Annotated in this window: 17 protein-coding genes and 4 pseudogenes; 14 read left to right on the top strand and 7 right to left on the bottom strand. The window is 59.4% G+C overall.

Annotated features, from left to right (window positions below; all coding sequences use genetic code 11):
- The first annotated feature begins 11 nt into the window (after nt 1–11).
- Entirely contained in the window at nt 12–884 is an 873-nt protein-coding gene (locus NKH41_RS27950) for a dihydrodipicolinate synthase family protein (RefSeq protein ID WP_352934971.1), read from the top strand.
- 694 nt (nt 885–1578) lie between these two features.
- On the opposite strand, the gene NKH41_RS27945 is transcribed toward NKH41_RS27950, so the two are convergent.
- The 3 genes and pseudogenes from NKH41_RS27945 to NKH41_RS27935 all read right to left on the bottom strand — a co-directional run.
- Nucleotides 1579–2748, bottom strand: coding sequence for a TlpA disulfide reductase family protein (locus NKH41_RS27945; RefSeq protein WP_352934968.1), 1170 nt, complete (start codon nt 2746–2748; stop codon nt 1579–1581).
- A gap of 653 nt (nt 2749–3401) precedes the next feature.
- A pseudogene (locus NKH41_RS27940) lies at nt 3402–4133 on the bottom strand (IS91 family transposase).
- Between the two features lie 16 nt (nt 4134–4149).
- A pseudogene (locus NKH41_RS27935) lies at nt 4150–4943 on the bottom strand (tyrosine-type recombinase/integrase); the annotation flags it as partial.
- Nucleotides 4944–5380: 437 nt separating this feature from the next.
- On the opposite strand from NKH41_RS27935, the pseudogene NKH41_RS27930 reads away from it, so the two are divergent.
- Both NKH41_RS27930 and NKH41_RS27925 read left to right on the top strand, forming a co-directional pair.
- A pseudogene (locus NKH41_RS27930) lies at nt 5381–5980 on the top strand (reverse transcriptase domain-containing protein); the annotation flags it as partial.
- Between the two features lie 67 nt (nt 5981–6047).
- On the top strand, nt 6048–6926 hold the full coding sequence (locus NKH41_RS27925) for a reverse transcriptase domain-containing protein (RefSeq protein WP_352934965.1): 879 nt from the start codon (nt 6048–6050) through the stop codon (nt 6924–6926).
- A 93-nt stretch (nt 6927–7019) separates the two neighbouring features.
- On the opposite strand, the gene NKH41_RS27920 is transcribed toward NKH41_RS27925, so the two are convergent.
- Nucleotides 7020–7559, bottom strand: coding sequence for an SET domain-containing protein-lysine N-methyltransferase (locus tag NKH41_RS27920; protein WP_352934962.1), 540 nt, complete (start codon nt 7557–7559; stop codon nt 7020–7022).
- Between the two features lie 365 nt (nt 7560–7924).
- Between NKH41_RS27920 and NKH41_RS27915 the strand changes: the two genes are divergently transcribed.
- From NKH41_RS27915 to NKH41_RS27885, 7 genes and pseudogenes are all read left to right on the top strand, one after another.
- Nucleotides 7925–8101, top strand: a complete 177-nt coding sequence (locus NKH41_RS27915; protein ID WP_352934959.1) for a hypothetical protein — start codon at nt 7925–7927, stop codon at nt 8099–8101.
- Between the two features lie 434 nt (nt 8102–8535).
- Nucleotides 8536–8814 carry a trimethylamine methyltransferase family protein gene (locus tag NKH41_RS27910; RefSeq protein WP_352934955.1) on the top strand — a complete coding sequence of 93 codons (279 nt, stop codon included), beginning with the start codon at nt 8536–8538 and terminating at the stop codon, nt 8812–8814.
- Nucleotides 8780–9397, top strand: a pseudogene (locus NKH41_RS27905) (trimethylamine methyltransferase family protein). The gene NKH41_RS27910 and the pseudogene NKH41_RS27905 overlap by 35 nt, the downstream one beginning before the upstream one ends.
- Before the next feature lie 8 nt (nt 9398–9405).
- Entirely contained in the window at nt 9406–10515 is a 1110-nt protein-coding gene (locus NKH41_RS27900; RefSeq protein ID WP_352934952.1) for a mandelate racemase/muconate lactonizing enzyme family protein, read from the top strand.
- On the top strand, nt 10515–11570 hold the full coding sequence (locus tag NKH41_RS27895; RefSeq protein ID WP_352934949.1) for a GlxA family transcriptional regulator: 1056 nt from the start codon (nt 10515–10517) through the stop codon (nt 11568–11570). The genes NKH41_RS27900 and NKH41_RS27895 overlap by 1 nt, the downstream gene beginning before the upstream one ends.
- Nucleotides 11571–12116: 546 nt before the next feature.
- Nucleotides 12117–12845 carry an autoinducer binding domain-containing protein gene (locus tag NKH41_RS27890; protein ID WP_502906060.1) on the top strand — a complete coding sequence of 243 codons (729 nt, stop codon included), beginning with the start codon at nt 12117–12119 and terminating at the stop codon, nt 12843–12845.
- Between the two features lie 198 nt (nt 12846–13043).
- Complete coding sequence (locus NKH41_RS27885; RefSeq protein ID WP_352934943.1) at nt 13044–13415, top strand: acyl-homoserine-lactone synthase; 372 nt, start codon at nt 13044–13046, stop codon at nt 13413–13415.
- A 655-nt stretch (nt 13416–14070) separates the two neighbouring features.
- Here NKH41_RS27885 and NKH41_RS27880 read toward each other — a convergent pair.
- Nucleotides 14071–14337, bottom strand: coding sequence for a DNA -binding domain-containing protein (locus tag NKH41_RS27880; RefSeq protein ID WP_352934940.1), 267 nt, complete (start codon nt 14335–14337; stop codon nt 14071–14073).
- 116 nt (nt 14338–14453) lie between these two features.
- Between NKH41_RS27880 and NKH41_RS27875 the strand changes: the two genes are divergently transcribed.
- Complete coding sequence (locus NKH41_RS27875; protein ID WP_352934937.1) at nt 14454–14672, top strand: helix-turn-helix transcriptional regulator; 219 nt, start codon at nt 14454–14456, stop codon at nt 14670–14672.
- A 418-nt stretch (nt 14673–15090) separates the two neighbouring features.
- Here NKH41_RS27875 and NKH41_RS27870 read toward each other — a convergent pair whose 3' ends face one another.
- Both NKH41_RS27870 and NKH41_RS27865 read right to left on the bottom strand, forming a co-directional pair.
- Nucleotides 15091–15771 carry an OmpW/AlkL family protein gene (locus NKH41_RS27870; RefSeq protein ID WP_352934987.1) on the bottom strand — a complete coding sequence of 227 codons (681 nt, stop codon included), beginning with the start codon at nt 15769–15771 and terminating at the stop codon, nt 15091–15093.
- 1074 nt (nt 15772–16845) lie between these two features.
- Nucleotides 16846–17142 carry a hypothetical protein gene (locus NKH41_RS27865; protein ID WP_352934934.1) on the bottom strand — a complete coding sequence of 99 codons (297 nt, stop codon included), beginning with the start codon at nt 17140–17142 and terminating at the stop codon, nt 16846–16848.
- Between the two features lie 214 nt (nt 17143–17356).
- Here NKH41_RS27865 and NKH41_RS27860 point away from each other — a divergent pair, with 214 nt between their 5' ends.
- The 3 genes from NKH41_RS27860 to NKH41_RS27850 all read left to right on the top strand — a co-directional run bounded on the left by NKH41_RS27860 (nt 17357) and on the right by NKH41_RS27850 (nt 22286).
- Nucleotides 17357–18661, top strand: coding sequence for a lysine N(6)-hydroxylase/L-ornithine N(5)-oxygenase family protein (locus NKH41_RS27860; protein WP_352934931.1), 1305 nt, complete (start codon nt 17357–17359; stop codon nt 18659–18661).
- A 506-nt stretch (nt 18662–19167) separates the two neighbouring features.
- Nucleotides 19168–19947, top strand: coding sequence for a phytanoyl-CoA dioxygenase family protein (locus NKH41_RS27855; RefSeq protein ID WP_352934928.1), 780 nt, complete (start codon nt 19168–19170; stop codon nt 19945–19947).
- Nucleotides 19948–20108: 161 nt separating this feature from the next.
- Nucleotides 20109–22286: a class I tRNA ligase family protein gene (locus NKH41_RS27850; protein ID WP_352934925.1), complete on the top strand. Its 2178-nt coding sequence runs from the start codon at nt 20109–20111 to the stop codon at nt 22284–22286.
- The last annotated feature ends 310 nt before the right edge of the window (nt 22287–22596 follow it).

Below are 22596 nucleotides of genomic sequence, written 5' to 3'. Positions count from 1 at the left end.
CGAGAGAGAACATGGCGGACCTGAAGGGCATAAATCTGGCGATGCAAACGCCGTTCGATGAGAATGGTGCAATTGACTACTCGGTTTTTGAGGAATTGATCGAAAAATACGTCGCTGCGGGCGTTCACGGGTTGGTGCTTGGCGCCGGGACGGGGCAACACCCCTATCTCACTGAAGCGGAATGCAATCGGCTCTATGAAGTCGGCGCAAAGCGCATAGCCGGCCGCTGCAATATTATCTGCCAGACTTCGGCCCTCAACATGGACGAAGTCATCAGAAGGTCCCGTCACGCCGAGTCGGTCGGCGCGGACGCGTTGATGATCTTGCCTCCGTACTTCGAGGGGCCGAACGACGAGGATGGAACCTTCGACTTTTACAGGGCAATCGATGCTGTCGTCGGTGTCGACCTGGTCGGATATAATATTCCCCAGGCCACCGGCATTTCGGTCTCCCCACAGCTGTTTGAACGCCTAAGCCAGCTGAAGAACTTCAACTATATCAAGGATAGCGCAGGGGACTTCACCGTCCATCAGGAGTATCTTCAGACAAGCGGCACAGTTCTCAACGGCTGCGACACCACTACGCTGTACGCGTTGATGGCTGGCGCCCGTGGCGTCATCTGGGGCGCGGCCAATTACATGCCTGCCGAAGCGGTTGAATTGTATGAGCTGGCGAGTGCCAAGAAATACATGCAGGCACTGGCCCTCTGGCACCGTATATTGCCATCGCTCCTGTTCATCTGGAGAGCACCTTACACACCGTCTGTCCTCAGAGCTGCGCAATTGCGCGGCTACGGAACGGGCAACGTTCGCCGGCCTTTGAGAAAGCTCTCTTCCGAACAGGAGGCGGCGCTTCGCCGGTCGCTCGAGCCATTGGGAGTGTAGCGGGCGCGGCTCCAAGCCTTGCAGGACAACTTATTCTTGAATCTGCGAAAGCAATTCAACTAAACTATACTGCTTCGATTATCTGGGGGAATCATGAGTCAACCTCCGGCAGGAGATCGGCACCCGGGTCTTCTCCGCGAGCGCGCACAGGTCATCATGTCATCGGTCATCGATGGTTCCTTCGCATCAGGTTGGTGTCAGCAACACAACCTTACCGGCGAACCGTCGATGACCACCGCAAAGCCGCTCGCTCGCTACAGCGCTATCGAGGGCGCGCTCGCGAGCGGCTTCGCTACCGCCGAGCTATCACCTGTGGGGACGCGACCTGGTAACTGGCAGGAATTTCAAATCGCATTCGAAAAAAGCTGGATTGAGAGCTACATGGTACCGGTGGTTACAGAACGTCTTGATCCATTGATGACGTTCACAGCCCCTCGGCCCCATTTGGTTCCCAAAGCTCCCAGAGGCCGACCGGGAAGTGCCCACGCTTCCGAAATTCACAACCGGCAAAGCTGCAATCCAATCGTTGCGGAAAGGGTAACCGATGCCGTCGGCTACAAGGACCTTTTCGACGCCATGCTTGGTGAAAGCGCCATCGTGGCTCCCTGCCGCAAACGATCCACCTCGTGCCGCATGGACCCTATTTGCTGCGGCCACAGAGAAATGAACGAACTGGCCACTAAACATTCGACCATCACCCCTTTTTATGTTTTCTCCTCGGCCGGCCACGCTTTGGCACCTTCGGGAAATTGTTTTGCGGAGCCGTACAGAGAGCGCCGTAACAAACCTTCTCGCGTCTGTAGTTGGCCAGGGCCTGCAGCAAATCCGGTAGAAGGTGCCGTTTCAGTTCGTCCGGGATAGGCTCCGGTCCGTCCAGCGACTTCAGGGCCAGCCCGACCAACTCGATCGCGCGATCTTTGTTGCCGCTCTCGTGATAGTAGCGAGCGACCGCCGGATAAGACCGGAACTTAGGGCCGTCGCCTTGCGAAGGATTCAGTGCCAGGATGTGTTCGGACAGCTCTTTGCCCAGCGCGAAGCGCTCAGCAGACGGAAAGCGCGAATGGTCATGCGCCGGACCGAAGAGTTGATCGAGCGCTGCAAGCATCCAATGCTCGGAGTTTCTGTCGATCGCGTCGCGAACCAATTGGCGCATCGCGGGCAAGCCGGTCCACATGTCTTGAATTTTGTGAAGCAACAGATGCGCATGAGCTAGGCGGAAATTGATATCGTCCTGCATCAAGACGATGCCGTCTTCGATCGCCGAGAGCGCCGTCTTCCAATCCTGTTTCCCCACTGCCGCCCAAAATCTCTCATTGATCGTCTTCTTCCACGCGTGTTCGCACGCGATGGGTTCGCACTTGACGATCCGCTCCGTATCGGCGGCTTTCGCTTGATCGCTGGTAGGCCAGTTGCCGTTAAGCACGTTCGGCAAAACCTCATCGAGTTCGGTCGGATGACCGATAAAGGCGATGTGGCCGTCTCGGTCGACCACGAAGGAGGTCGGAATCCCGACAGAAAAGCTGGGTTCCCTCCAAAGCTTGTTCATTTCGCCTGTGTAGTCGAACGCGATCCGATAGTTCAGATTCGAGCACTTTTCGGTCAACCACGCGTCCAAGTTGGTTCGGGCCTCGACGGCCGTTGGAGCATCTTCATCGGCCGCGACTCCGACGACCTCAAGTCCGCTGTCCTTGTATTTCTCCTGCAGCTGCATCAGATGGGGCATCGCCGCCACACATGGTCCGCACCAAGTTGCCCAAAAATCGACAATATACACCTTGCCGGGCTGGAAATTCGCGAGGGGCTCGCCACGCAGCCAGTCCTCCACTTTGATAGAAGGAGCCGGCGACTCGATCTGAAGTACCATGTTGCTCTCCAAAGCTATTGCCAAAGGCTGCGCGACTTTGTGCGCGAGCTTGTTTCCCTCTTAGAGAGGGGCACATGGGTTCAAGAAAAGCATCGCTCGTCTCGTGCAGTCAGCGCTTACTCAGTGTTGCCGAATCTCAAGGAGCAAAAGCCCTGCCAAGTGCGCTCAGCGCAGTGGCGCGCATTGATTATGCTCTAAAACTCCAGTGCCCAAAGATGGCCGGTTGTAATGAACCTGACATTTTTGCCGCTGTTTGTATTGAACCTGAGGTTGCATCAGATGCTGGCCTCTAATCCAGCCGGCATGTTCATAAATCGTTCAGAAGGGAATCCGGAGGCTTCCGTGAGGTCCGCATGCTCGACGGAGCGGACGGACTGGTTGTCGGACCTCATTGCAAGCCGGACTGAACGAAGCCGCGGGACGGTCTGGCGCTATTGGGATTGTAGCCTGGAGGAGCGGTCGGGATCGTCTTCGCCATGCTGATGAAGGGCGTTCACGATGCGGCCACAGCGAAGGATGGCACGGTGGAAGGCGGAACCGTGGTGGCGCGAGCCGTCGGATAGGCTGCAGTGCCTTCTGGCGCCGGGCTGTCTGCTTGCGGCTTTGTGCGGCGGGATAAGGGCCGGGGTGTCGGCGCGCATGGCGAGGCGTGGTCATGAGGTATCGTTCCAGAAGGGGCTCGGCGGCGCCTGCCCGCAGCGCCAGATGGCGAGCGTGATCATTGGCTCTCCGCAGCAGGGGCAGCGATGCGCCACCGCAAGGCGCTCGGCGGCGACAGCGGCGCTTTTGGCATTCGGTTCGAGATCGTTCTGCTGCGATCCGGCCAGCAGCCTGCGGCACAGGTCGAGCTTGGCGGTGCGATTACCGTTGGCGAGGAAGCCGTAGTGGCGGATGCGATGGAAACCGTCGGGCAGCGTGTGCAGGAGAAAGCGACGGATGAACTCGTGCGCGTCGAGCGTCATGAGCTTCGTCTTGCCGCGATGGATCTGCGGCGATCGTGCGCAGCGTCTCGGCGGCCGCCTTGAACAGGATCGTGTACACCGCCGCCTTGTTCTGGAAGGTGACCGCCGCGATCTCGGCCGGCAGCGTGAACACCACGTGGAAATAGGAAACCGGAAGAAGCTCGTCCTGCCGCGCGGCGAGCCATTCCCGGCAGGCCTTTCCTTGGCACTTGGGGCAATGCCGTTGCGACAGGAATGGTAGGCCACGCGGATCGCCCCGCAGGACCGGCAGCCCTCGACAAGGCCGCCCAGTTCGGCGGTCTGGCACAACTCGATGGCGCTCATCGTACGGCGCTCGACGCGTCCGAGATGACCGTCATGAGCCTGCCGATACGCCTCGCCATGACGGCGGAAGATATCCGCCACCTCCAGTCTCGCCGACATGGGCGGAACCGATCAGCCCGGCGGCACGAACTTCGATGTTCAGTCGGTCGAGCGGGCTTGTCGCGCGCCGGATGAGGCCGTTCGAGACCTTGGTGTAGCGCGCCGTCGAGGACAGATTGTTGTGACCCAGCAGCACCTGGATGATGCGAATGTCGGTGCCGTTCTCCAGCAAATGCGTGGCGAAGCTGTGCCTGAGCGTGTGGACCGTCACGCGCTTGTCGATGCCGGCGGCCGCACGCGCCGAGCGGCAGGCCGTATACAGCACCCGCACGTCGATGGGGCGATTTGGATCCCGGCCCGGAAACAACCAGCCCTGCGCTTCGCCAGCCGCCAGCAGGCATCACGGTGCGGTCCTTGCCGCCCTTGCCGTGCTCGACCCGGATGACGCCGCGTTCGCTGTCGATGTCGCCGACCTTCAGCCCCACGGTCTCTGAAGCGCGAAGGCCCGCGGCATAGGCCGTGGTCAAGGCCGTGCGCGTCTTCAGGCTCGGCACCGCCTCAAGAAAGCGGACAACGTCGTCGGCACTCAGCACCACCGCGAGCGTGCGTGGCGCGCGGGCATAGACGATCCGTTCCGGGATCTTGGCATGGCCCAGCGTCACGCCGCAGAAGAACCGCAGGGCACACACCGTCTGGTTCAAGGCCGGCCATGAGATCCCGGTCGAGACCAGATGCACCTGGAAGCGCGGACGTCCTCAAGGCCAAGCCGGTCCGGAGAGCGGCCGAAATGCCGGGAAACTTCGCCACCGCGTGTACATAGGATCGTTGCGTGGCCGGCGACAGATTGCGGATCGTCATGTCCTCGATCATGCGTCGGCGAACCTGATGGAGGTGAAGGCTTAGCAAAGCGCAAGGGCATTACCGCGAGGTGGTGTCTGAAGGAAGCGTGGAGCAAAACCGCGACCTGACGAACAGAAACCGGATATGAGGCATCCCTGGCCGGACGAGCGGGCAACGGTCGCGAAGTCCATATGCATCAAGGGGCAGGGCTGTAGATCCGGCAGGTGCGCGGGGAAGGCGATTGAACTTACCTGGGGAGGCCTGCGTCATGTTCCGACTTCGGAACTGATGGAACCGCAAGGTGACCTGACCGTGATGCAGGAGTCAGCAGACGGCGTAGTAGGTGATGCTGTCGGCAAGGCTAGTGAGGCACTCCAAGGCTGAAAGGCGGAGCAAATGGATAGGCCGAGCCGGAAACGTGACCGAAGGCCCGAACGATTGGAAGTGGCAAATAGGACTGGCAACTCATGAGTGGAAAGCGGCAGAAGACCCAGTATTCACTGGCCCTGGAACCGAGGGGTGAAGCCCCTGCCAGCGGTTACCAAGGGGCCGAACCGCTCGTGGCGAAGTCTGCACACGAAAGCCCGGCTTGGACAGAACAACTGATGGAGACGGTATGTAGCCGAGAGAATCTGGAAACAGCGTGGAAACGCGTTCGAAGCAACAAGGGCGGTCCAGGCGTGGATGGGATGACCATCGACGACGCCAAGGGCTACCTGCGTGAGCACTGGCCAAGCATTCGGTCTCGATTGCTCGAGGGAACCTATCAGCCGCAGCCGGTCAAGCGGGTCGAAATCCCCAAGCCGGACGGCGGGGTCAGAAAACTCGGCGTACCTTGCGTCGTCGACAGACTGATCCAGCAAGCCCTGCTGCAGGTCCTCCAAGAGCAGTGGGACCCGACGTTCTCGGAGCACAGCTACGGCTTCCGCCCGGGACGCTCTGCCCATCAGGCGGTAGCCCAAGCGCAATGCTACATTGCCGAGGGTTACAGCTACGTGGTTGACCTCGACCTCGAAAGATTTTTCGACCGGGTTAATCATGATAGCCTGATGGCGCGCGTTGCCGCGAGGGTGTCCGATAAGCGTGCGCTCAAACTTACGAGCATTCCTCAATGCGGGGGTGATGGAGGATGGCTTGGTCCGTCCGGTGGACGAAGGGACCCCGCAAGGCGGTCCGCTCTCGCCCATCCTAAGCAACCTCCTGCTCGACGACCTCGACAAGGAACTGGCCCGACGTGGTCACCGCTTCTGCCGTTACGCGGACGACTGCAACATCTATGTTCGCAGCCGCCGCGCCGGTGAACGGGTCATGGCTTCCGTAAGCCGGTTCCTGACCAAGAAGCTGCGGCTGAAGGTCAACGAGGCGAAGAGCGCGGTGGCGCGACCGGAGGAGCGGAAGTCCCTGGGGTTCAGCATCTCGAATGACGGAAGCGAGCGGCGCATCGCGCCAAAAGCTCTCGACAAATTCAAGGCGCTGATCCGGGACATGACACGCCGGACCCGGGGCGTAAGTCTGCCGCAGCTGGTCAAAGAGCTGAAGCCATACCTCGTCGGTTGGCGCGGCTACTTCGGCTTCTGCCAGACGCCTCGAGTACTCAGACACCTGGAAGCGTGGATCCGCCGAAGACTACGCATGTATCTGGGCGGCAATGGGGGAACGGGCACAACCGGTTCAAGGAACTGCGCCGTCATGGCGTACCAAAGTTCGGAGCTGCGGTTGCCGCCGGATCACCGACGGGATTCTGGCGCATGTCAGGACACCCGGCGGTCCAACAGGCCCTGCGCAACCATTACTTCGAGTCCCTCGGTCTCCCTCGACTTCATGTCTCTGCCCAAGCCTAATCCGATCGAACCGCCGTGGTACGGACCCGTATGCCCGGTGGTGTGGGAGGGGCGGCGTCGCGAGGCGCCCCCCTATCCCGATCAATCTGCGATTCGCTCAAGAGATGAAACGCTCTACAGAAATACCGACGGGATACACGAAAGTCGCCGTATCCTTGAGTCAGCAACATAATGCAAGACGGTAGATATGGCCAGCTCGCGCTTAGCCATTCGGTGTGGGGCCGGACGAGTCCAAGTCCTGTTAACCGACAAACTTGAAAGAAATCTATCTCTTCTCGGATGACGTCCAAGTTTGGTTGAGGTATGGTGCATAAAATCCGGACACGAGCGTCGGATGATCGCGAGGCAACTTAGAGAAGCCGCCGGCTGTACCTCGGCAATTTGCCGATGAGCAAAGACATACTGATACCCCGATGCACTCGAACTCCGAGGTAGCGTAGTCCCAGGTTACTTCGACACCAGAAGAGATATGCTCAATAGCGACGAAGTCGTAGGCTCCGAAGCGATTAGGCACAATCGCCAAATTTGGCTCACAAGAATGATTCACAATGACAGCCGGCTTCTGAAAGAGAGCATGGACATTCCAGTCCAATTGAAACGAGTTTGTCGTCCGCCTCCTTTCCATGCGGTCAATTAACCCAATGATAACAATCTCCCCGGGCAGGAAATCGCGAGCAGAGAATACGCCGCGCCCCCTATCGCCATCCGTGCTGAGCACTCTTACGTTGCGGGCATTGAGTTGCCTTGCGCAGGCGACATCGTCCGTCAAAATAGACAAACCTTTGTTTATGTGTGGATTTGACATGGCCAATTTCTTCCCTTCGAAGGCTGAGTACTGCGGAGCGATGTTTACTTCGCATGGCGATATACAGAGAACTATTTCGTCGTCGCCGCCTCAACACCGAAGGGTTTCAAAAGTCGTGCCAATTTGACTTATCGAGCCGAGAAAGAGATTTTGTGATTGCTTTTCAGCTATTTGGTCCGAGGCAAAACAAGAGATGGGCTGAAACAGAGCGTGTGTAGCGGAGCCGACAAACCCGACACGAGATGTCGAATGGCGCTGCTCGAGACCGTTGTGCGTCGACCTCGAAGGCCGGAATACGCGAGTCTCAGGCGATTTGATCGGGAGACCGCTGCAGGGACGTCGGTCTGCGCTCGTTTCAGCCTGCCATGATTCTGGGCGGTTCGCAGATTGAGCACGAGCCGGCGCCCAACCGTGACCAACGCACCGACGTTTTTGCCGATGCATTAATCGACGAGTTCCGGCTTGTGGCCAAATCGGAGTTCGATCGCTACCAGATGCAGGCGAGCAGGTTCATTCTGCTGCCGGATGGTGCACGGCGATAGTCCCGGCTCGGGGTCAGCACGCCGCTAAAGAGTCGGCACGCCGCCTAAGGGTCCGCGCCTGCTCGGCGCAAGCCCCTTGCACTTGCAAGCACATTGGGCGCCTCGGTTTGGCCTGATCAGCGTAGCACGCTTAGATGAATTGATCTTATATCGGACGATATTTTTTCCGCCTTCAGAACTCGCAGATCCGAGCCTAAATCTGTCGTAGCCCTCTCAATCGCGAGGAGGAATAAGCAGCGCTTATCCAGGAATCCTTCAACATGTCCTCGTCTTCGATCATAGGACCCACCCAGACAACATGCAACAAGGGGAAGTCGGCCAAAGAGTCCGCCGTTGCGCTGGGGCGAATCGAAAGATGTCGGGAAATCTGGCTGTCTGGCTTGCCTCGGAAGAAAGCGCCTTCGTGACCGTCAAGTCGACGTCATCGACGGGCTATGCACGCATGCGGTCACGACCGGAACTGCAACAGCAATTCGCCGCTCGTATTGGACCAGGTCATGCTGGGCGGCATGCGTGCTTTCTGCCGCTCGCCCTTCGTTCTCGGCGGCGCGAACACGCCGGCCTCCACCGCGGCGGCAGTGGCGCAGCTCAATGCGGAGGCGCCTCGGCTCTCGCCTACACGCAGGTCGGCGCGAAGGTTGCCCCGCGATCTATGGGCATTACCTGTCGACCGTGTCGATGCAATCGGGAGCGCCAATGGCGGGAACTCCTGAGATTTCGCTCATGAACTTCATGATCGGCCAGATGGCTCGCCGCTACAACGTCCGTTGGCGTACCTCGAACCTTCTTGGCGGCGCCAAGGTCTTCGATGCCCAAGCTGGCTATGAAGTGCAATGACGATAATGGCCGTGCTGATGTCAGGCGCAAACTACATTTGGCATTCGGCTGGCTGGAATGAAGCCGACATGCCCTGCTCGATCGCAAAGTTTGTCGTCGACGCCGAATCTGCGCCATGGGCTATCGCATGACGCAAGGCATCCAATGGGACGACTTTGATGAAGCCCTGGCTGCGGTCCGCGGTGTCGGGCCGGGCGGCCATTACTTTGGAAATCCGCATACACAGGCGAACTTAGAGAAGGCCTTCTTTATCCCGAAACTCTTCGACAATAACTCGATGAGCAGTGGTACGCTGATGGCTCCAAGGACATCAAGCAACGCGCACTCGAGCATACGCGCCATCTTCTGGCCGAATATGAAGAACCTAAGCTCGACGTCGCGAAGGACGAGGAATTGCGCGCTTATGTCGACCGTCGCTCAAGGGATATCCCCGTCGACGCACTCAACGAAGAATACTGAGCACCCTCATGCGCATTGACCGGATCAACGTCTATAAGGTCCAGCTGCCTGTTAAAGGTGGCACCTATCGAATGGCAAGCGACGACGTCAACGCGCTTGACAGCACCATCGTCGGGATTGTGACCGATGACGGACTGACTGGCTGGGGCGAAACCTGCCCGGTCGGGCCGGTTTATCAGCCACATCATGCACTCGGCGCACGCGCGGCGATTGCCGAAATCGCCCCAGGTCTTATGGGCGCCGAGATTGCCTCGATCAGGCTTCTCGCCAAACGCATGGACGAGCGCTTGAACGGGCATGGCTATGCCAAGGCAGCGTTCGACATTGCCTTCCTTGACCTTCTCGGCCAGCGGCTTGGAGTTCCGGTCTCGACACTGCTGGGCGGTGCGCTGGTCGACCGTGTTCCGGCCTACTATTCGCTGATTGTTGGCCCGCCTGACGAAACGGCCATGATAGCCGCCGACAAGGTGAAGTCAGGTTATCCACGCCTGCAGGTCAAAATCTCGGGGCGAAATCTCGAACAGGATGTGGCCTCGATTCACAAGGTTTGGGAAGCGGTCGGCTACAAAGCGCGTATCGCAGTGGATGGCAACAGGGGCCTCACTGTCGCTGCAGCGATCCATCTGGACCGGCTTTGCCAGGCGATCCCATTCGTTTTCGAGCAACCCTGCAACACTATGGATGAGGTGGCCACTCTGAAGGGCAGGGTGACGCATCCGGTATATTTGGACGAGAACACCGAAGATCAGAACGCAGTACTCAGGGCGATCTCGCTCGGCATCGCGGATGGCTTCGGCTTCAAGGTCACCCGTCTTGGCGGCCTCACCAAAATGGCGACAATGCGCGACCTTTGCGCCATCCGCTCGTTACCGCACAGCTGTGATGACGCATGGGGTGGCGACATAATCGCGGCGGCTTGCGTGCACTTAGCTTCCACTGTGGAGCCGCGCCGTTTTGAGGGCGCCTGGATCGCGCAGGAATATATCGAAGGACATTTCGACGCGACGAATCCGATTGTCATCGAAAATGGTCACATCGCCGTACCGCAACTGCCTGGCCTCGGCATTAAACCGGAACCAGGCACGTTCGGTGAGCCAGTAGCCACGTACGGATCCTAGTGAACGCACCCGCCAACATCAGCGCAATTGTGTCGTTGGCCACGCCGAAAATTTCGGCGGCGGCCGATCGACCGTTTGACCTGGTGGTTCTGGTGTTACCCGGGTTCTCGCACCTGGCGCTTCACGCCTATATCGAACCCTTTCGCATCGCCAACACGGTATCGAGCCTGCCGCTGTTCCGGTGGCGAATCGCGGGGCTTGACGCTCGGCCAATCGAGGGCGCCAACGGCCTTTCGGTTGCTGTTGATGTCGCGATAGACGAGCTGGTTTCCGGCTCGGACGATCGCAGACCGAACCAGCTCGCTATCGTGACGGGCGAGCCGGTAGAACAGCAACTGACGCCTGAGCTCAACGGATTTCTGCGAACGATGGCGCGTCGCGCGGTGCCGATATCTGCGGTTGGGACAGCGACATGGCTGCTCGCTCGGACGGGCCTTCTGGCAGGTACACGCTGCACGATACACTGGTCGCGGCTCGCTGCTTTCGCCGAAGTGTTCAACCAACCCCGCATAAGCGATTCCTTGTTTGTCAAGGACGGCCAGTATTCAACCTGCGCAGGAGAACTGGCAGCTTTTGACCTGGCGGTCGATCTGATCGGCAGCCATGCCGGCGGGTATATTGCACAGGAGGTCTGCCGCCACGCGACTGTCCAAGGTCAGCGCTCAGGATCAAACCGCCAGACCGGTCCGTCGGGCCTAGCCTTTGCGGGTGTGAGCGACAAGCTCCTGATGGCAATGCGGATCATGGAAGAAAATGTGGAGTTCCCGCTGACAATGGAAGAGGTTGCGCAACGGGCCGCAGTATCGCGGCGCCAGCTGGAACGCTTGTTCGCTTCCCATGTCCGACTTCCGCCGGTGCGCCACTATCTCCGGATCCGCACAGACCATGCGAAGCGCCTGATCGAAGGCACGCGGATGCCCATCATCGACATTGCCATGGCCTGCGGGTTTACGTCTGCTTCGCACTTCGCGAAGTGCTTCAGAGCCTTCAATGGAATGTCACCGCAGCAGTGTCGAGCGATAGTGCCGGCCTGGGTTGGGTCCGGCTTAAGATGATAGCTTGGTATTGAATTTAGCGGAGAATAGCGGCACCCCTATCCATGCTAATGTTTGGAGTCGATCCGCCCACCAACAATCATAAAGCGGCGCAACAATACGTCCGGATCATAGCGCTCAAAGCGGCGAGATGCACCGTCCGTTGTGCTCTTCCCTGTCGACCGACGTTCACCGCGGCAACCATTGGATTGAGGAACGCTTTGATACCCCCCGATCATGATGGCGCAGGATGACTTCTCACGATTGCATGATCCGGAGGCGGCGAGGATTTCGTTTCGTCCCAAGAAGCTCTCTGATTGCACTATTGCGTCGGGAAGATGCTGTAGCTTCTCGGTGATGGCAGTCGGACAGTCCAGCGCAGCTGCGGTTGGCGACGATCGGTGCGAAGATCATGCAAGTTACGTGGCGTCCTGTAAGGACGGCCAGCCCGGCCACAAGCCTGCAAACCCCGGCCGCAGTTATGCGGCCCCGGCTTATGGCGGAGTCTCCCGGTCAGAATGGCGCGCAGCAGACGGAATGGATTGAGTCAGGACAATGACGAAGAACATGCCGCTTCTCTTCGAGACATTTCTGGAAAAGCTGTCGGAGAGTGTCGATGAAACAGATCTCCGGGATGCCATGGCTGGGGCGGCCATAGCACTTGATCTACTCACCTTTGCCTATCTGTCGTTGCCATTGCAATCTTGTGGCGAGCCCAAGCTGATCTCGAATTACCCGCCTCTCTGGACCGCGCACTATCTGCAAAACCAGTATCAGAAAGTCGATCCCGTCATCATGCGTGCGCGGTGCGGCGGCTCCCCGTTTCCATGGCCGGGGTCAGATTTGCGTTGCGTTGAGATGTCGCCGGCTCAACAGAAGCTATTTGATGAGGCGGCCCAGTTCAGCATCCGCTGCGGTTTGACGATCCCGATTATCGATCGTAGAGGCTGTGTTGCAGCGGTGACCTTTGCCGCTGATAAGCCCAATTCCGCCTCCCTGCGCGTTGCTGAGCGATACGAACAGGCGCTCCAACTCATGGCGACATGTTTTCACATTTATGCTCGTCGAAAGCTGTCCGGCAATCGAACAGTGGACGGCGTTTCGTTGACACCTCGTGAATATGAATGCCTTCAATGGGCCGCGCGCGGCAAGTCCTCTTGGGCTGTCGGCTGCATCTTGGGCATCAAGCCGCGTACCGTCGATTTCCACCTCGACAATGCGAAGAAGAAGCTCGGCGTCCACACCAAGGATCAGGCCGTAGCCCTGCTGGCCTCCTCACGATCTTCAATTCTCTGAGAAACTAAATTCGTGTTTGGTCGTCTTGAGCATGAGCACAGGCTGTTTCGGCTGGCCATTCGCCTCCAAGGCAGGGTCATTCCTTCATAGACGCATCATGATGCAACTTATTGCGGCTGGTTGGTAAGGTGACTTTGGCAACAAATTACATGCAATGCACCCTCTGCGATACCGCGTTTTCAAGGAGCGGCTCCACGGATGTACGGACGAATGTCGAGCGGGCCGACCATGCTTCGCGATACTGTTCCGGTGCTGTTGGAAGGAAAGACGGCGCCCAAGGAACCGAGCGTCTGGGAAAGCACCCGCCGTGCGCTCGATGTTGCGTCATCCACCCCCGAAGGGAGCGGGTGGCGTTCTGTTGGTAATTACGACCTCTTCGCAGCTATGATCGAGTTCGGCCTGTCGCGCTGTGCCGGCCGAATTGTCACCGTCACCCATCTGTGCATGGAGCACATCCTTCGCCGAGCCGGCCGGCCGCGCCCGGATCGGAGAACCCACACAATCGGGAAACCCGCGGCGTGGCCGGATATCTCAACGGCTCCAACGAGACGGTGGATGCCATTCGGCTAAACGACGGGTTTCACTGAGCCGGCGCTGTGGGCGCAGGTTGCCAGCAGGGCCGCGTGATGTCGGGCCGTCGCGTGATCCTGGCGGGCCTGGGTCATGAGCTGGGCAGAAGTCAGCGCCGCCGACCGGCCGGATCGGTGGAAGATGACCACACCATCGTCGCGTCGCGCATCGACCTGGCGCGTTGGGGCGCTTCTGTCTCGCGGACTCTCTCAGGCGTGATGTGGCCGTATTCTGGTGTCCACGCCCCGACCGACATCTTCAATTCCCGGGTTCGGGTACGAGGGTTACTCAATCCGTGCGTCGCCATATGGACGCGATCTGCCCGCCTGGCAGTTGAGACATCGGCTGTGGGCCTTTGAGTGTATCATCAGTTTTAGCTGCGCCCGGACGACTGCCAGACCCATGTGTCCGCCGGAAGCGCGTGGCCGTCGCCTCTGCTTCGCCCTCCAGGCGCTCGACGGTTCGCTTGCCGGGGGGTGGAACGGGAAATGCCGAAGCCCTGATCGGCGAGTCACGGGTTCAGGCCGCCAGTGAGATCCTGCCGATCATCTGCGTGGAGGCGTTCGCCGCGCCGTCCGGGACGGCACGCGCTCATAAAGACGAGTACAGGGATTTCCTTGCTTGAAAGGCGAAACGGAGCGCACAGCGCGATTGTTCAGCCGGCGAACAATTTCTTGTAGCCAGTTGTGACCATCCAGTTCGCACGGTTGAGATGACTACGAAGAGCCTTCCTGGCGCGCTCCGGTTCGCGTGCTGGATCGATGCCGAGGATCAGGTGGGCCATCTCTTCTTCGCTCGCACCATCGGCGGAGGCGTCTAGCAGCCGCATATAAGTCGTGAAATGCGCTTTATCGTAAGCCGTGAGGCTGTCCGACCAGTGCACTTCGTCGGCAATAGGCGTGTTCGATTTAGACTGTAACATCGCTATCTCCGGAAAATGGCCTCCGCGAAGCCCCTCCGCCAGCGGATTTAGATGCTCGATGTGGATTACATATTATAGTTGATAAACTAAGCTGCCTAATCCGCTGCCTGTCGTGCATGGATATGCGCAGGTTGGTCGGACGTAATGTGCAGAGGATCAGGCTAAGGAGGCGTCTGACGCAGGAGCAGCTTGCCGAGATTTCCGGGTTCAGCCAGCAGTCCATCAGCGGCTTGGAGAAAGGCCGAAGAAATCCGACAATCATCACGATCTATGAACTGGCATTGGCCCTCGGCGTCAGCCACACGGATCTGGTTAGGCCCGACAAACAGGCGTGACCCCCGACTTCCAAGTAATTGCTACGGGCCCGCGCGCCTGACGACGCGCGCCGGCTGCTCATGGTTCGCGCCCGGTCGTCTTCGGCAGGCTTCAGCGATCTTGCCCGTTCGGCTTCGCGCCCTGGCGCGGGCAGCCTGTCGGCGGCTAAGCAAGTACCTGGCCGGGTGCAGGCGAGGACGCCGACTCCTAATACGGCTTTTTCAAGTATCCCCGACAATCGGCTGCTATGCGCTGGGTGGTTATCGCATAGCGTTGATCAGAAACGTTCCTCCGATTCGGACACGTCCCCCCAAGGGTTACACCCCACCCCTCTAGTGTTCCACGCCGACTCCGCCCGTGCAGAGTCGGCGTGGAAAGGGCGCCCGAGGCGCCCTTCATTTCAGATCGGCTGTCATCAGGCCGCCTTCGCGTTGCGCATCAGAAGCGGTAGGTGACACCTGCGCCAATCAACCAGGGGTCGAGCTCCGCCTTCCCCGTCTGCTTCGCGCCGTCGACGGTGACGTCGAAGTCTGGCTTGAGGAAAAGCTTCTTCACATCGAAGTTGACCCCCCAATGCTGATCCACCATGTAGTCGAATCCGACCTGCAGCGCGGTGCCGAACGTGTTCTTAACCTTGAGAGTATCGGCGCTGCCGGCATCCTGGTTATAGAATATCGTGTAGTTCACGCCGGCGCCAACATAGGGCTTGAAAGCGCCGAGATCGGTAAAATGATACTGCAATGTGAGCGTGGGCGGCAGCAGCCAAACCTTGCCGATATTGCCCAGCCCGCCGATCGTACCTTGGCCCCCGATGTTAGCATAGGTGGTGCCGAGTATGAGCTCGGCGGCGATGTTGTCCGTGAAGAAATAGGAGATATCGAGTTCCGGCGTCACGGTGTTCGAATAGGAAAGACCAGAGCCGGGCACCGCATTGACGTAACCCGAATCCTCAGTAATGACCCCCAACGCACGCAGCCGGATCTGCCAAGGGCTTGGCGCTTCCGTGACCGAGGCTCCTGCCTGCGGGACGCTCGCCGCTTGCGCAAGGTCCGCCGCGACGGCCTGCTGTCCCATCACGATGAGGACAACGGCCGCTGTTACTCCCCGCGCCGCGCGCATTTGGTTTCTCGCCATGATACTCTCTCCTTGCTCTTCAGAAATGTGGACTGAACTACGAAAAGTCTTGCTCGAATTGCTTGGGATTGCCGCGGCGCTCATGCCCAGTTTGCTTCTCGGCTGCGACCGCAGGTTCGGCGCGCATGATCATGGGATGATTCTCCTCTTTCAGTGCCGCAGCGCGTTTTGCGGACTGCGCTGCAGGTATCGTGCCAAATGAGAAAATCATTTCATAACAATGCGATCACCCTGATGGCGCTGTGTCTCATGTCCGACATCGTCGAAGATCCGACAACGAACGCAGCCGTGACCGCCTGATAGAACCTCCTGTGCCACTCGGTGGGCACTGCGGAATAAGCAGTGAAGCTCACCGCGAAACTGGCCGAGCTGTCGGATCGACATCGGCGACGGGGCGATCGACGACCACGACGTCGCCGGTGTCGGGCGCGGCACAGTCTGAGGGCTCTGCGGCGGCGATCATCGAATAACTGCGTTTACGATGGCTCCATCCTGGCCCACCGGTGGGCGTGCACAAGACTGCTTTGCGGCCTCATCCCTCCACCTGGATTGAGTCGCAGGCACCGAATGGCGCACGTGCTTTTGGAACCGGCAGAGCCTTCCGGCTATCTTTACAGAGATTCGACAATCCAGTTGGTGAAGGTCCCATATCGCAAATCATTGATGCGCTTAGGTCTGGGCATGCGCCCATCCGCGACCATCTCATCAAGAGCATCGATCCGACACCAAATAGAGAAGTGCTTCCCCATGAGAGAGGCCTCGCGGCGGACATGAGATTGCGTCGCTCTTCATGATCGCGGCCTCGGAGGATGTCGGGATCGAGCCAGCGCAACGGCACGACAGGGCGAAGGATCTGGCAGCTCTTGCAACTGCCGACCTCGATGGACGAGGCATATTCGATCTGTCCGGCAGAGACACAAGGTTCTGCACTGTCCGTTCATGAAGACTTCGTGCTGGTCTCCATAAGAGAAGTATTCTGGTGCAGAAAGTGCCCGATTAGCTATTCGGAAAAAGGCGACATCGACGTGCAAATCGGGCGCCGCCGTGAGGCGTCCCCCCTCAATGTCGGATTTCCGACAGGATCGCAAATCCGCCAACCCATTGTTTAATAAAGTTTTCCTTCTCTGGCACGGCCCATGCATGGGATTCTGCGAACGCATCAGCGAGACGTCGTCCATGATCATGCGCACCGAAAATGCCGTCGCCGCAGTGAAAACCGCGCTCTCGCCTGCCATCAAGCCGCCGAAAGGCCGGCGCGTCATGGTTGAGGCGGACGATTGCGCCGGCTTCAAACACCTCGATGGGCTGCGTCTCGCGTGACGGCGACGCGCGCATCCAGACGGGCGGATAAGACATACGTCGTTGCCCCACGTCGCCGGCCTGACCCCCTCGATTGTCACCGCGCTGGAATGCTCGGGTCTACATTCGACGACGCGAACGCGCTGGACAAATTCTCGCAAACCCGGTCGGGACCGGGGCTCCGAAAACGTCCGCGAGGGCCCCAATGGTTATGGCCGATATTCGCCGAGAACAAGCCACCTAGTGGGAAGACTCTATAGGAGGAAAGCAAATGGAGTTATCTTGCGTTGGGGTCGGTGCTGGGCCGTCTAATTTGAGCCTTGCGTGTCAGATACACGAGCAAGTTGGGCAAGGGGCACTGTTCCTGGATCGGCAGATCGACTTCCGCTGGCATCCGGGCATCGCGTTCGATTCCTCGGAGCTCCAGGTCAGCCACTTCAAGGATCTGGTCACGCTGGTGAATCCGCAATCAGCCTACACTTTCGTAAACTTCCTGCACGAGAACGGGCGTCTGTATCACTTCCTGAACGCACAGTTCGAAGCCGTGCTCAGAGTTGAGTTCGAGCAATACCTGAACTGGGCCTTCCACAGGAACCCACTTGTGCGTCGCGGCGAGACGGTGCGCGAAATCCGCTTTGACGGCGAGTTTCGGGTGCGGACGGATAAGGCGGTTCTCGGCGCCAGAGACGTCGTGGTCAGCATTGGCAAGCAGGCGCGAATCCCGCCTCAGTTTCAGGGCTGGACTGGACGCAACCTTTTCCACTCATCTGTTTTACTGCACATCCATCCTGAGGTGCGGAGAAAGCATGTCTGCGTGGTTGGCGGAGGCCAGTCGGGAGCCGAGGTGATGTTGCACCTTGTCGGCCTGCCGAAAGAACGGCGGCCTGCCTCGATCACTTGGGTGTCGCAGCGCGAAAACTATCTGCCTCTCGACAACAGCCCGTTCACAAACGAGTTGTTCATGCCCTGCTTTTCGGATCGTTTTGCGGCGATGAGCGAGTCGCAGCGTAAGCTGCTCCTGCGGCGTTTCGTGCTTGCCTCGGACGGCATTTCGGAAAGCACGTTGCGCGCAATCTATCAGGCGCTGTACCGCCACGCATTTTTCGAACCAAACCGATGCGACATCACACTGCGGCCGGGCTGCACCGTCTCGCACTGCATCAACGCCGGCGCGGGTCACAGGCTGACCCTGCAGCACGGCATGGACGAGGTCGAAGAAGTCACGACTGACATCGTCATCCTGGCCACCGGTTACGAGAACGCGGTGCCAGACTTCTTGGAACCCATCGCGCACCGGCTGGAGCAGATCGACAATGAATTAGCTATTCGCGAGGATTTTTCGGTGAGCTGGGACGGGCCGCGTGGCAGACGCATCTTCGTACAAAACGCGAGCCTCGGGCAGCGCGGCCTGGCCGATCCGAACCTAAGCCTGCTGGCCTGGCGCGCGCGCCGCATCCTCGATAGCCTTCTTGGGCGCGCGCCATGCGCGAACCCCGAGCATCCTGGCTTCATCAGCCATACCTCGATCGAGAGCTGGCCCGACCCCGCAGCCGAAGAAATGGGCAGCGGGATATGACTGGTAGACTTTTGATCATCGGCGGTAGCATCCTAGGAATGCTGTCCGCCTTCGCTGCGGCGAAGGCCGGAGGCTTCTCCGAAATCATCGTGACCGAACAAGCCCTTGGGCCAAGCGGCGCATCGCATTATTCTGGGGGCGTGCATTTCCCCTACGGTCGTCAAGACCGTACCAGGTCGCTCCTTCGAAAGAGCGCCGTGGTCTTGGCGGCCATGGCTGGCTCGGCGGTCACCGGATGGTGCCGGCCTTTAGCGGTGCGTGTCGTGGCTGGACCGGGTGAAGCGATTGATCCGGCCCAGTTTACGGAACCCCTGGACCCGGCTGAGCCTGACATAGGCAGTCTCGCGCCGAGCTTCTGCGGACAATATCCGCCGGAGCGGAACGCACTTAGCATCGCCGTCCCACATGACGTGAGTCCGTCTCCGTGGACCCGCAACTTGACCAGCGCCCGACTGCCCTAATTGGGATGTCCGATCGACCAGTCTTTCCAACAGGAGGCTTTTCGCATGTTGACAGATGCACAAAGAGAAAAGTGGCAGAAAGACGGATACGTCAGGCTCGAAAGGTTCTTCGCTCCAGCGGCTCAGGAAGATATCTCTACTTTTGTCGAAGATATGTCACGCTGGGATGTCAGCGATGATAAATGGCTCATGTGGTTCGAGAAGACGACGGACAATCGAAAGATCATCTCCAAGATCGAGAATTTTCTCGACTTCCATGATCCATTGCGTCGTTTGCTCTTAGAAGATCAGCGCATAAAGTCATCGGTCGAGGATTTGCTTGGCGAAGATTCGCGCAGGCTCAAGGAGTTGCTGATTTTCCACTACCCCGACAGCGGCGGCTATCTCCCGCATCAGGATATTTATCACATTCCACACAAACTCCCCGACCGGATGGTCCATGCGGTGGTTGCCATAGGCATCGACGACTCCGACCCGGAAAACGGCGGGCTTTGCTTCAGCCCGGGCAACCACAAGAAGGGGGTGTTTCCCATGGATGCCGGTGGGGTGATCGATCCTCAAGTCGCCGAAATGTTCTCCTGGGAACCGGTAGTATGGAAGGCTGGCGACATCTTCATCTTCGACGATTACGCACCGCACTACTCACGACCGAACAAAAGCAATCGTTCGCGGCGGACACTCTACTTGGTGTTCCAGCGTGCTTCAACCGGTGGACCGACCCGTGCTGAATATAACGTGCTTAAGCGCGCCCTTAACCCGCCCGAGGGCAAAGTGGCCGATCTCGACAAACTCAAGCCCCCAAATGGCATTTTCTATCGCGATTGAGCTCACGCAGCCAGGCGGAGGCATGCACACGAAACTGATCGACCGCTCAAAAATGCGCGGAGAGTATGGCGTTCTGATTTGCGGGCTCGCGGAGCATCGACCGCAGCCCGTTGAGACGCTTCGGCACCTGGATTGTGGAGGTGGTCGCAGGGCGGTCTTCTATGACGCCTACAGCCCAACTGGCGCCCCCCTCGTCGCCCGCCTGGCGGCCCAGAGCTGCATTATCCTGGCCGGGGCCGCCAACGGGTCGGGCCGTTTCTCTCCACGAATTGCACGGGAGGCTGTTGCGTTGGCAGCCGAAGGTCCCACGGCTTCAACAGCTTAGGTTCGTTGTCATGCGCAAACACACGTTTTCTCGAACGGAGCTGTCGCGGGCGTTCGGTATCGACATGGCCACGCTCGGAACGGGAAGCGTCGGGACGGGTTTTTCGTTCGGTAGGCTGGCACCGGGCGCTACATCCGAGCCCCATCGGCACGACGAAATCGAGGCCTTCGTGGTCCTGTCTGGCGCGGGCAAGGTCACTACCGACCGTGGGGAAATCTCGGTCGAGGCGGGCGATGTCGTTCTGTTCCACCCTTTTGAAGCGCATGTGCTGCGCAACGACGGACACGAAGACCTAGATTTCGTCGATGTCTACTGGCGAGACGGCGAGGCCGCCCTTGATGCCGCTGCAAAGACTGCGGCTCCACGCGGGCCGATCTTCGTCTTCTCCACGCCGCCAACGCCAAATGGCGATCTGCATCTGGGGCATCTTTCTGGCCCCTATTTCGGCGCCGACGTGTATACTCGTTTCCTGCGCATGAAAGGAGCCGAAGCATATCACCTCACTGGAAGCGATGACAACCAGAGCTACGTCACGACACGCGCCGATGCCGATCAATCGACGCCTGCAAACGTGGCGCGCTACTACGCCGACGAGATTCGCGCCACGCTTGCACTTCTCGATTGTGACGTCCACAGCTTCCAACCCACAATGGGCGATGACGGTTACGGCGAGTTTCAAGCCGCGTGTTTCCGCAGTCTTCTGAGCAGCACGGCGGTAGATCTGCGCCAGAGCCCTGCGCTTTTCGATGCTGTGACAGGCCACTATCTTTACGAGCCGGATGTTAGCGGCCTCTGCCCCGATTGCGGCGGCTCCGCCGGTGGCAACATCTGCGAGGAATGCGGCGCCCCAAACCTTTGCCACGACTTGGGTGCAGCCCGGTCACGGCAGTCTGCCGAGGCGCCGCTGGTCGGCTCCGTCCGCCGCCCGGAACTTGCCTTGGACCGATGCTACGACAATATCGACCGGCATCTAAGGGCGTCGGGCGTCCCGCTACGGATCTTGGATCTCTTCGCGCGCCTACGCCGACGCGGCAACTTTTCAGTGCCCATTACCCACCCCTCGGACTGGGGCCTGCCGGCCGAAGGGTTCCCGGGGCAAGTGATCTGGGTCTGGCCGGAAATGGCCTTCGGTTTTCTTTACAACATCCAGGCGCTCGGCCGCTTGCTGGGTCGCGACTGGAAGGCGGAGATGCCCGGCAACGACTGGCAGATTGTCCATTTCTTCGGCTTCGACAATTCGTTCTACCACGCGCTACTCTACCCCGCTCTTTACGCCGAGGTCTTCGCCCACTGGACGCCACGCATCCACTATCACGTCAACGAGTTCTACCTGCTCGACGGCAAGAAGTTCTCAACCAGCTGCCGCCATGCGGTCTGGGGCAAGGAGGTTCTGAGCCCAAAGACAGTCGACGTTGTGCGCCTCCATTTGGGCCTGACACGCCCGGAAGGTGAGCGGACGGATTTCACGCTGGACGCGCTGCGCCGCACGGAGAACGAGGTGTTCCAAGGGATTTGGCTGAACTGGCTTGATGCGTTGAACCAGGAAATCAAGGAGGATTTTGCCGGCCGTGTACCCGATGCAGGCGACTGGGGCCCGGTCGACCGCGCCTTCTTTGCTCGGATAGAGATCTATCGCGCGGCGATGGAGCGCGCCTATTCGGACGAAGGCTTCTCGGTCCGGCGCGCGGCCGCTCAGGTCTGCGATTTCGTGCGCGATTGCGTGATCTACCGTCGGGCGCGAGACTATGCGGCGGCGCGACGTTTCTATCCCGCCCGCAATCGGACTTCGCTAGCCCTTCAGACGACGGCCGCTGCGATCCTGGCACCGACACTCGCTCCGCTGATGCCCCGATTTGCCAGAACGCTGGCGCGAGGCATCGATGGCGTCTCAACCGAAACATGGCCCCGGTCCGTCCAGCGCCTTGCGCCCGGGACGCGCTTTGATCTCGGACCCGTGTTGGTGTTCTACGCCAAATCCGGCAATCCTCATCTCGATGAGGAGGAAGCACTATGAGCCCAAAGGTGCACCAGTGAGCTATCCCAGTCTCGACCAGATCTGCGCGGCAATCAAAGCCGATGATGCCAAATATCTTTACTCGCTGTCACTGGCGACCGAAGCCGCTATCAGTTGGTAGAGACCAGATTGGCGGACCTGAACCAACGCATCGTCGACACCCTGGCCCGCGCCTTCGAGGACCGCTCGGCCGATCGCTTCCCAGCCCTTGCTGTTTCGTGCCGCAGATGCCGTGTGGGCTCGACTGCGCTGACCAATCTCTTCGGCATCGCGGGATTTCCGTCCTCCAGCCGATCAAGACTGTCATGCG

Origin of the sequence: Mesorhizobium sp. M1169 (assembly GCF_040318345.1) — a bacterium.
Classification (GTDB): Bacteria; Pseudomonadota; Alphaproteobacteria; order Rhizobiales; family Rhizobiaceae; genus Mesorhizobium.
Note: the sequence above shows the minus strand (reverse complement) of the source record. Positions and strands in the feature narration are given on the sequence as shown.

What these genes read in the sequence shown, in the direction of transcription:
- NKH41_RS27950 (WP_352934971.1), top strand. Translation starts at nt 12, where the DNA reads ATGGCGGACCTGAAGGGCATAAATCTGGCGATGCAAACGCCGTTCGAT.
- NKH41_RS27945 (WP_352934968.1), bottom strand. Translation starts at nt 2,748, where the DNA reads ATGGTACTTCAGATCGAGTCGCCGGCTCCTTCTATCAAAGTGGAGGAC.
- NKH41_RS27920 (WP_352934962.1), bottom strand. Translation starts at nt 7,559, where the DNA reads ATGTCAAATCCACACATAAACAAAGGTTTGTCTATTTTGACGGACGAT.
- NKH41_RS27915 (WP_352934959.1), top strand. Translation starts at nt 7,925, where the DNA reads ATGATTCTGGGCGGTTCGCAGATTGAGCACGAGCCGGCGCCCAACCGT.
- NKH41_RS27910 (WP_352934955.1), top strand. Translation starts at nt 8,536, where the DNA reads ATGCACGCATGCGGTCACGACCGGAACTGCAACAGCAATTCGCCGCTC.
- NKH41_RS27900 (WP_352934952.1), top strand. Translation starts at nt 9,406, where the DNA reads ATGCGCATTGACCGGATCAACGTCTATAAGGTCCAGCTGCCTGTTAAA.
- NKH41_RS27890 (WP_502906060.1), top strand. Translation starts at nt 12,117, where the DNA reads ATGCCGCTTCTCTTCGAGACATTTCTGGAAAAGCTGTCGGAGAGTGTC.
- NKH41_RS27885 (WP_352934943.1), top strand. Translation starts at nt 13,044, where the DNA reads ATGTACGGACGAATGTCGAGCGGGCCGACCATGCTTCGCGATACTGTT.
- NKH41_RS27880 (WP_352934940.1), bottom strand. Translation starts at nt 14,337, where the DNA reads ATGTTACAGTCTAAATCGAACACGCCTATTGCCGACGAAGTGCACTGG.
- NKH41_RS27875 (WP_352934937.1), top strand. Translation starts at nt 14,454, where the DNA reads ATGGATATGCGCAGGTTGGTCGGACGTAATGTGCAGAGGATCAGGCTA.
- NKH41_RS27870 (WP_352934987.1), bottom strand. Translation starts at nt 15,771, where the DNA reads ATGCGCGCGGCGCGGGGAGTAACAGCGGCCGTTGTCCTCATCGTGATG.
- NKH41_RS27865 (WP_352934934.1), bottom strand. Translation starts at nt 17,142, where the DNA reads ATGTCTTATCCGCCCGTCTGGATGCGCGCGTCGCCGTCACGCGAGACG.
- NKH41_RS27860 (WP_352934931.1), top strand. Translation starts at nt 17,357, where the DNA reads ATGGAGTTATCTTGCGTTGGGGTCGGTGCTGGGCCGTCTAATTTGAGC.
- NKH41_RS27855 (WP_352934928.1), top strand. Translation starts at nt 19,168, where the DNA reads ATGTTGACAGATGCACAAAGAGAAAAGTGGCAGAAAGACGGATACGTC.
- NKH41_RS27850 (WP_352934925.1), top strand. Translation starts at nt 20,109, where the DNA reads ATGACGCCTACAGCCCAACTGGCGCCCCCCTCGTCGCCCGCCTGGCGG.